General features: G+C 76.0%; 4 protein-coding genes. 1 reads left to right on the plus strand and 3 read right to left on the minus strand.

What is annotated here, in order from left to right; genetic code table 11:
- Positions 1-77 precede the first annotated feature (77 nt).
- On the minus strand, positions 78-2,540 hold the full coding sequence (locus HCJ92_RS20085; RefSeq protein WP_420824748.1) for an ATP-dependent DNA helicase UvrD2: 2,463 nt from the start codon (positions 2,538-2,540) through the stop codon (positions 78-80).
- 320 nt (positions 2,541-2,860) lie between these two features.
- Between HCJ92_RS20085 and HCJ92_RS20090 the strand changes: the two genes are divergently transcribed.
- On the plus strand, positions 2,861-3,103 hold the full coding sequence (locus HCJ92_RS20090) for a mycoredoxin (protein ID WP_167935020.1): 243 nt from the start codon (positions 2,861-2,863) through the stop codon (positions 3,101-3,103).
- A 155-nt stretch (positions 3,104-3,258) separates the two neighbouring features.
- Here the strand turns inward: HCJ92_RS20090 and nudC are convergent, their stop codons facing one another.
- Together nudC and HCJ92_RS20100 are read right to left on the minus strand one after the other, a co-directional pair.
- A complete protein-coding gene (gene nudC / locus HCJ92_RS20095) occupies positions 3,259-4,203 on the minus strand; it encodes an NAD(+) diphosphatase (RefSeq protein WP_167935021.1) in 945 nt (314 codons plus the stop codon).
- Positions 4,204-4,212: 9 nt separating this feature from the next.
- Positions 4,213-7,776 carry a UvrD-helicase domain-containing protein gene (locus tag HCJ92_RS20100; protein ID WP_167935022.1) on the minus strand — a complete coding sequence of 1,188 codons (3,564 nt, stop codon included), beginning with the start codon at positions 7,774-7,776 and terminating at the stop codon, positions 4,213-4,215.
- Positions 7,777-7,952: the final 176 nt, after the last annotated feature.

Raw genomic sequence — 7,952 nt, forward strand, 5'->3', positions numbered from 1 at the left:
GCGCCGTGGTTCGCCGCGCGCCGCCACGGGCCCGCTCGTCGCCCGGTCCTCCCCCGCCGGTGGGGGCGTCGCGGCGCTCACTCGCCCCGCGCGTCGTCCTCGTCCTCGGGCGGCGGCTCCTCGTCGGCGAGGAAGGCCGCGACCCGTGCGTCCGCGGCGGGGTCCTCCTCGGGGCCGCCTCTCCTCGCCCGCTGGCGGCCGTTCCGGTCGCCCGACGACGCCGTGCGCGCGCCGGAGGTGCCGTCGGACCCGTCCGATCCTGCGCGGCCGACGGGTCCGTCGGCGTCCGCGGCGGGGCCGTCGGTACCGGTGGGCTCGCGCCCCTCGCACAGGGCGATGACGTCATCACCGAACTGGCGGAGCTTGTGCGGCCCCACACCCGAGATCTGGGCGAGCTGCCGCTCCGAGGAGGGCTCCTCCTCCGCGATCGCCATCAGGGTGACGTCGGTGAACACGGTGTACGCGGGACGGCCGAGTTCCTTCGCCTGGCCCGACCGCCAGTCGCGCAGTCGCTCGAACAGCTCCTCGTTCATGGTCGAGGGGCAGTCGGAACAGCGTCGGAGCTTGATCTCCGGGGCGTCGGTGAGGGTACGCCCGCAGACACGGCAGGGCACCGGCCCCCGGGCCTTGCGGCCACCTCCGCCTCGCTCGACCGATCCCCTGCCTGCTCCGCCGCCGCCGCGCGAGCCGGGGGCGGAACCGGGGCGCAACCCGTCCAGGAAGCGACTCGGCCGCCGTCCCGCCCGCCCGCCGGGGGTGCGGGCCAGCGCCCACGACAGCGTGAGGTGCTTGCGGGCGCGGGTCACCCCCACGTAGAGCAGCCGCCGCTCCTCCTCGATCTGCTCGGGCGTCTTGGCGTGGGAGAGCGGCAGCATGCCGTCGGTGAGCCCCACGAGGTGCACGGCGTCCCACTCCAGTCCCTTGGCCGTGTGGAGCGAGGCGAGCGTCACCCCCTCGACGGTCGGGGCGTGCTGTGCGTGGGCCCGCTCCTCCAGCTCGGTCACGAAGTCGGCCAGCGTCGCACCGGGACGGGCCTCCGCGAGCGCCTCCGCGAGGCGTACCAGCGACCGGAGCGACTCCCACCGGTCGCGCGCCGCGCCCGAGCCGGCGGGCGGCTCCGGGCTCCAGCCGACGCCTGCGAGGACTGCGCCGACCTGCTCGCCGAGGCCGAGGCCGTCCGCGAGGTCGGCGTCGTTGCCGGCGGCCCGGGCGGAGCCGCGCAGCGCGAGCCCCGCCTGCCGGATCTCCTGCCGCTCGAAGAACCGCTCGGCTCCTTTGAGCTGATAGGGCACCCCGGCGTCGGTGAGCGCCTGTTCGTAGATCTCCGACTGCGCGTTGATCCGGTAGAGGACGGCGATCTCGCTGGCGGGCACACCGGCGGCCAGCAGGTCGCGGATCTGCCTGGCCGTCGCCTCGGCCTCGGCCGGTTCGTCGGAGTGCTCCCGGAAGTCGGGCTCGGGCCCGGCCGGACGCTGGGAGACCAGCTCCAGGCGGTGCTCGGCCGCCCGACCGCGAGCCTGCGACAGCAGGCCGTTGGCGAGCGAGACCACCTGCGGCGTGGACCGGTAGTCGCGGACCAGCCGGACCAGCGTGGCGTCGGGGTGCCGGGTGCGGAAGTTCAGCAGGTGGTCGGGGGTGGCACCGGTGAACGAGTAGATGGTCTGGCTGGCGTCGCCGACGACGCAGAGGGAGTCCCGTCCGCCGAGCCAGAGTTCGAGCAGCCGCTGCTGGAGCGGACTGACGTCCTGGTACTCGTCCACCACGAAGTGCTGGTACTGGCGGTGGACGGTCTCCGCGATGTCGGGCCGGTCCTGGAGGATGCCGACCGTGAGGAGCAGCACGTCGTCGAAGTCGATCACGCCGCGGTCCTGCTTGAGCTGCTCGTACCCGGCGTAGACGCGGGCGGTCTCGGCCGGGTCCCGGGGGGCGTCCCGGCCGGACTTGGCCACGGCGACGGGGTAGTCCTCCGGGACGGTCTGGGTGACCTTGGACCACTCGATCTCCGCGATGACGTCGCGCAGCTCGGCGCGTTCCAGGCGGATGCGGTTGCGCGCCGCGGCCTCGGCGACGAACTGCGCCTTGCGCTCCAGCAGGCGCGGCGGGTCGCCGCCGACGGCCTTGGGCCAGAAGTACTGGAGCTGCTTCAGCGCGGCGGAGTGGAAGGTGCGCGCCTGGACGCCGCGTGCGCCGAGCTGCCGCAGGCGGCCCCGCATCTCGCCCGCGGCGCGGTTGGTGAAGGTCACGGCGAGGACGCTCATCGGGGGCAGCACTCCCGAGCGGACACCGTAGGCGATGCGGTGGGTGATGGCGCGGGTCTTGCCCGTCCCGGCGCCGGCGAGGACGCACACCGGACCGCCGAGGGCCGTGGCGACCGACCGCTGCTCGGGGTCGAGGCCGTCCAGTACCGCGTCGGCGTCGGCGGGGGGCTCGGGGAAGGCCGGCGCCCCGAGGGCCCTCGCGGCTGGTGCCGTCGGCCCGTCCGGGGAGGCGGCCGGCGGCGTGCTGTCCGGGAAGGGTGTCGCTGCTGTCACCCGGTCCATGCTGCCAGGCCGGGGCGACACCGCGTCGCGCCCTTCCACAGTCCCGGTGGGATCGTCCTACCGATTCGGTGCCGCGGACAGGGAAACGGCCGCGACGGGGCGACCGCGCCCGACGGCGCGCCGCGGGCCGAGCGGCCGGTCACGGGGGCCGGCGGCGCCTCCGGGCGGCCGGACGTTCCCGGGCGCGGGCGGGCGGCGGAATGCGGCCCGGGACCGCCGTGTTCTCCTGGATGCTGTCCCCTCCCGGGGGACGGGCGGGGCGCGGCGCGGGCGACGTGCGGTCCCGTCCTCACCGACACCAGACGAGGAGCGTCCACGCGATGCCGGGCACCGTGACGATGTACAGCACCACCTGGTGCGGCTACTGCCGCACGCTCAAGCGGAACATGGACCGCGAGGGGATCGCCTACACCGAGGTCAACATCGAGCACGACCCGGCCTCCGCCGAGCTGGTGGAGAAGGCGAACAACGGCAACCAGACGGTGCCGACGCTGCTCTTCGAGGACGGCTCCACCCTGACCAACCCGTCGCTGGCGCAGGTGAAGGCGAAGCTGGCGGGCTGAGACGCGGCGTCACCGCACGCCCCGCGCGCCCCGCCACCGACCGGTGAGCGGGAGCGCGGGGCGGCGTGTTCCCGGAGCACGGGGCGGCGGGCGCGAGGCGACCGGCCCGGCGCCGCACCCCGGTGCGCTCGCCCGCGCGGGCCGACGCGGACGGGTCAGGAGCGTGGCAGCGGCAGCGGCTTCCCGTACCACTGCTCCACCAGCCGCGCGGCGATGGAGACGCTCGTGGGGGGCATGACCTCCCCGGCCTCCACGGCGCTCCGCAGATCCTCGCGGGAGAACCAGCGGGCCTCGGAGATCTCCTCGCCGTCCACGCGGATCACGGCGCCGTCACCCGCGGCGTGGGCCTGGAAACCGAGCATCAGCGCCGAGGGGAAGGGCCACGGCTGGCTGGCGACGTACTCCACCCGGTCGACCCGGACCCCGACCTCCTCGGCGACCTCGCGCACCACGGCCTCCTCGATCGACTCGCCCGGTTCCACGAACCCGGCCAGCGTGGAGAACCGCCCCGCGGGCCAGTGCACCTGCCGCCCGAGCAGCGCGCGGTCCTCCTCGTCGGTGACCAGCATGATGACGGCGGGGTCGGTGCGGGGGTAGTGCTCCGCGCCGCAGGCCGGGCAGCGCCGGATGTGGCCGGCGGCGGCGATCACGGTGCGTTCCCCGCAGCGGGAGCAGAAGCGGTGCATCCGCTGCCAGTTCTCCAGCGCGACGGCGTGGACCAGCAGTGCGGAGTCCCGCTCGCCGAGCAGCACGGCCGCCTCCCGCAGACCGGCGGGGCGGGCCGCCGCGTCGAGTCGGCCGGGCAGGGTGTCCTTCTGGACGGCGAAGTAGCGGACGCCGTCGGCGTCGGTGCCGAGGAAGTAGCGGTGGGCCTCGGTCACGGGGGCGTCGAAGGACGGTGTCATCACGAGGTCGGCACGGCCGTCCTCGGTGTCCTCGATCAGGGCCTGCCCCTCGCACACCACGAAGACCCTGGTCGTGGGGTGGCTCCACGCCGCGCCGAGCCACGCCTCGTCCAGGCGGCGCCCCGATCCGCGGTCGATGCCGGCTGCGGAGGTGAGAGAGATCGGGGGGACGGCGCTGTCCTGGTTGCGGGGCATACGTCGAGACTAACCGGGGACGTTGGAGGCCCAGGTCACCTCCCCTGCCAGTATCGTCTCCAGCCCGGCGCGGTCGGGAAGGACCGCGGGGCGGACGAGCTCCCCGCCCCGCACGTAGTAGAAGGCCGCCGTGACGCGGGAGAGCGGCAGCCCCCGCAGCTCCGCCCACGCGACGCGGTAGACGGCCAGTTGCAGCGGGTCGGCGTCGCGGTCGTGGCCGGTCTTCCAGTCGATGATCTCGAAGCGGTCGCCCTCGCGGTAGACGGCGTCGATGCGCCCCCGGACGGTGCGCCCGGCCAGCCGCAGCTGAAAGGGGGCCTCGACCTGGAACGGGGCGCGGTCCGCGAAGGGGCTGCGCTCGAACGCCGCCTTGAGCTGCTCCAGGTCCTGCTCGTCGCGGATCTCCGGGTCGTCCTCCGCGCCACCGGGCAGCTCGTCGGGGCCGAGCATCGGCAGGGCGAGCGACTCGAACCGCGACTCGACCCAGGCGTGGAACCGCGTGCCCCGGCGGGCGGCGGGGCGGGGGCGACGCGGCATGGGCCGGGCGAGGTCGCGCGCGAACCCCTCGGGGTCGGCGGCGAGCCGTTGGAGCTGCGAGGCGGACAGCGAACCCGGCAGTGCCACCTCGCGCACCCGCTCGCGGGAGCGGCGCAGCTCGCCGGTGAGGGCGTCGAGGTCGCGGTCCCAGGACTCGACGGTCCGCAGCGCCTCCGGGGTCAGCTCGCTCTCGGGCACTGCCCGGACCCTCTCGGCCTCCGCTTCGAGACCGGCGGTCGTCTCCGCCGCGGCCGGGGAGACGGAGGGGTCGGTGCGGGGGGTGGGCAGCGCGGGCGGGGTCTCGCCGAGCCCCCGCAGCCCGGCGTAGACGAGGGCGGCTGCCTCCCGTCGCCGTGCGGTCGCCGCGGGGTCCAGCGGCAGCGGCCAGGGGGTGTCGGCGTCCTGGGCGTCGAGCAGGGGGTTGGTGTCGCCGTCGACGGGCTCGGGGGCCCACTCCTCCACCTCGCCGTTGCCCGGGGAGCGCTCGCAGTGGGCGCGGACGGCGGTGAGGTAGGGCGAGACCTTGCGGGGGCGCTTCTGGGTCGGGCCCCAGCGGTGGCCGGAGGCCAGCAGCAGCGACCGCGGGCGGGTGAGCGCGACGTACCCGAGGCGCAGCTCCTCCAGCTCACGGTGTGCGCCGGCCCGGCTGTCGTGGTCGCCGAGGCCGCGAGTGGTCCACTCGTCGACCTCCGGCAGCGTCGGGGCGTCGCCGCGCAGCGGGGACGGCAGGGTGTGGGAGTGCTTGAGCCACGAGTCCTGCGCGCGGGTCTGCGGGAACCCGGAGTCGTACATGCCGGGGACGGCCACGACGTCCCACTCCAGCCCTTTCGCCTTGTGGGCGGTGAGCACCTTGACGGTGTCCTCGGCGCCGGGCAGCGAGCCGTCCAGGCCCTTGTCGTGTTCGACGGCGGCCCGCAGGTAGGCGAGGAAGCCCAGCAGACCGGCGTCGCGGTCGACGGCGGTGGAGTGGCCGCCGGCGGCGTAGTCGGCGGCGATGTCCAGGAACGCCCGGAGGGTCTCGCGGCGGCGGGCGGCGAGGGCGTGCGGGGAGGCCGACAGCTCGACCTCCAGGCCGGTGACGGCCAGCACGCGGTGCAGCACGTCCATGAGGGGGTCGCTGACGGAGCGTCGCAGCTCCCGCAGTTCGGCGGCGAGGTGGGCGAACCGGACGCGCGCCTCCGCGGAGAAGGCGAGGTCGTCTCCGGGGCCGTCGTCCCGGCCGCCGTCGCCGGCCGGGTGGTGCGGCTCGGGCTCGCGGTGGCGGCGGTCGGCGCCGGTGAAGGTGTCGAGGGCGTCGGCGAGCGAGACGAGTTCGGCGGGGTCGGTGCCCTGCACCGCGCCGGTCAGCCGGTCGGTGCCCGCGCCGTCCTCCCGCCGGACCAGCATCCGGGCGCGTCGGCCCAGCAGCGCGAGGTCCCGGGGGCCGATGCGCCAGCGCGGCCCGGCGAGCAGGCGGACCAGCGACGCGTTGGCGGTGGGGTCCGCCAGCACCTCGCAGACCGCCACGAGGTCCGCCACCTCGGGCAGGTGCAGCAGCCCCGACAGGCCGACCACCTCCACCGGGACGCCTCGGCCGACCAGGACCCGCTGGATCTCCGCGAAGTCCCCGGCGGTGCGGCACAGTACGGCGATCTCGCCGGGGGGCGTCCCGGTGCGCACGAGATGGGCGAGGTGGTCCCCCAGCCAGGCGAACTCGTCGGCCTGGGTGGTGTGCAGGGCGCAGCGAACCCGACCGTCGCCGTCGGCGCCGGGGGCGGGGCGGAGCGGTTCGACGCCGGGGTGGCGGGCGCGCAGCGGCTCGGCGAGGCGGTTGGCGAGGTCGAGCAGCCGACCGCCGCTGCGGCGGTTCTCGGTGAGGGTGTACAGGTCTGCGGGGCCGCCGTCGGCGCGCGGGAAGTGGTGCGGGAACTCGTCGAGGTTGGCGACGGAGGCGCCGCGCCAGCCGTAGATCGCCTGGCAGGGGTCGCCCACCGCGGTCACGGCGTGGCCGGCACCGCCGGGCCCGGGGTCGTCGGCACCGGGGTCGTCGGCACCGGGGTCGTCGGCACCCGCCACGGGGAGCCGCTGCTCCCTCGTGTCGTGTCCGCCCGCGCCGAAGAGGCCGGCCAGCATGATGCGTTGGGCGACGGAGGTGTCCTGGTACTCGTCGAGCAGCACCACCCGGTAGCGCTCGCGCAGCGCCCTGCCGACCTCGGGGACGTCGCGCGCCAACCGGGCGGAGAAGGCGATCTGGTCGCCGAAGTCGATGAGGTCGCGGGCCCGTTTGCGGGACCGGTACTCCTCCACCAGCGCGAGGAGTTCACGGCGGCCCCGCGCGGTCTCGGCGACCCGGCGGAGCGCGGCGGTGGGCCGGGTCAGATGCTCCAGGGTGGCGGCGAGCGCCTCGTCGTGGCCGCGCAGCCGAGCGGGGTCGACGAGGTGTTCGGAGAGTTCCCCGTCGAGCGCGATCAGGTCCTCGACGAGGGCGGTGAAGCGGCGGGGCCGGCCGCTGGAGGCGCCGGTGGGGGCGGCGAACTCGGCGGGCGCCGAGCGCAGCACCTCGGCCGCCAGCTGGAAGCGTGAGGCGTCGGCGAGGAGCCGGGAGCCGGGCTCGACGCCGATCCGCAGGCCGTGTTCGCCGATGAGCCGTCCGGCGAACGCGTGGTAGGTGGAGATCTCCGGCTCGCCCGGGGTCTCGTCCGCGGCGGTCGTGGCGGCCGGGGCCCCGGCCGCGTCGGCGCCGGGGCGGGGCGGGGGCAGGGGCGCACCGTCGGGGTCGATGACGCCCGCCTGACGGAGGGCCCTGCGGACCCGCTCGGAGAGTTCGGCGGCGGCCTTGTTGGTGAAGGTGAGCCCGAGGACGCGGTCGGGCGCGGTGAGGCCGGTGCCGACCAGCCAGACGACACGGGCGGCCATCACGGTGGTCTTGCCGGAGCCTGCGCCGGCGACGATGACCTGCGGCGCGGCGGGGGCGGTGATCGCGCGGATCTGCTCGTCGGTGAAGGGGATGCCGAGCAGGGACTTCAGCTCGTCGGGGTGGCGGAGGTGGGCGGGCACGGTCCCCGAGGCTAGTACGACGCTCGGACAGTGCGGCACCCGCCGGTCCGGGACGCCCCCGGCGGGGCGGCCCGACGGGCGGCTCCGCCGACGGGGCGACGACGCGGGGACGACGCCCGGCGGGGACGACGCCCGGCGGGGGCGCGGGACGGCTGCGGGGTGGGACGGCTGCGGGG

It is taken from the genome of Streptomyces spiramenti, assembly GCF_012034385.1.
Classification (GTDB): Bacteria; Actinomycetota; Actinomycetes; order Streptomycetales; family Streptomycetaceae; genus Streptomyces; species Streptomyces spiramenti.

Excerpts from the sequence above, each read along its gene's own strand:
- HCJ92_RS20085 (WP_420824748.1), bottom strand. The coding sequence starts at position 2,540 with ATGGACCGGGTGACAGCAGCGACACCCTTCCCGGACAGCACGCCGCCG.
- HCJ92_RS20090 (WP_167935020.1), top strand. The coding sequence starts at position 2,861 with ATGCCGGGCACCGTGACGATGTACAGCACCACCTGGTGCGGCTACTGC.
- nudC (WP_167935021.1), bottom strand. The coding sequence starts at position 4,203 with ATGCCCCGCAACCAGGACAGCGCCGTCCCCCCGATCTCTCTCACCTCC.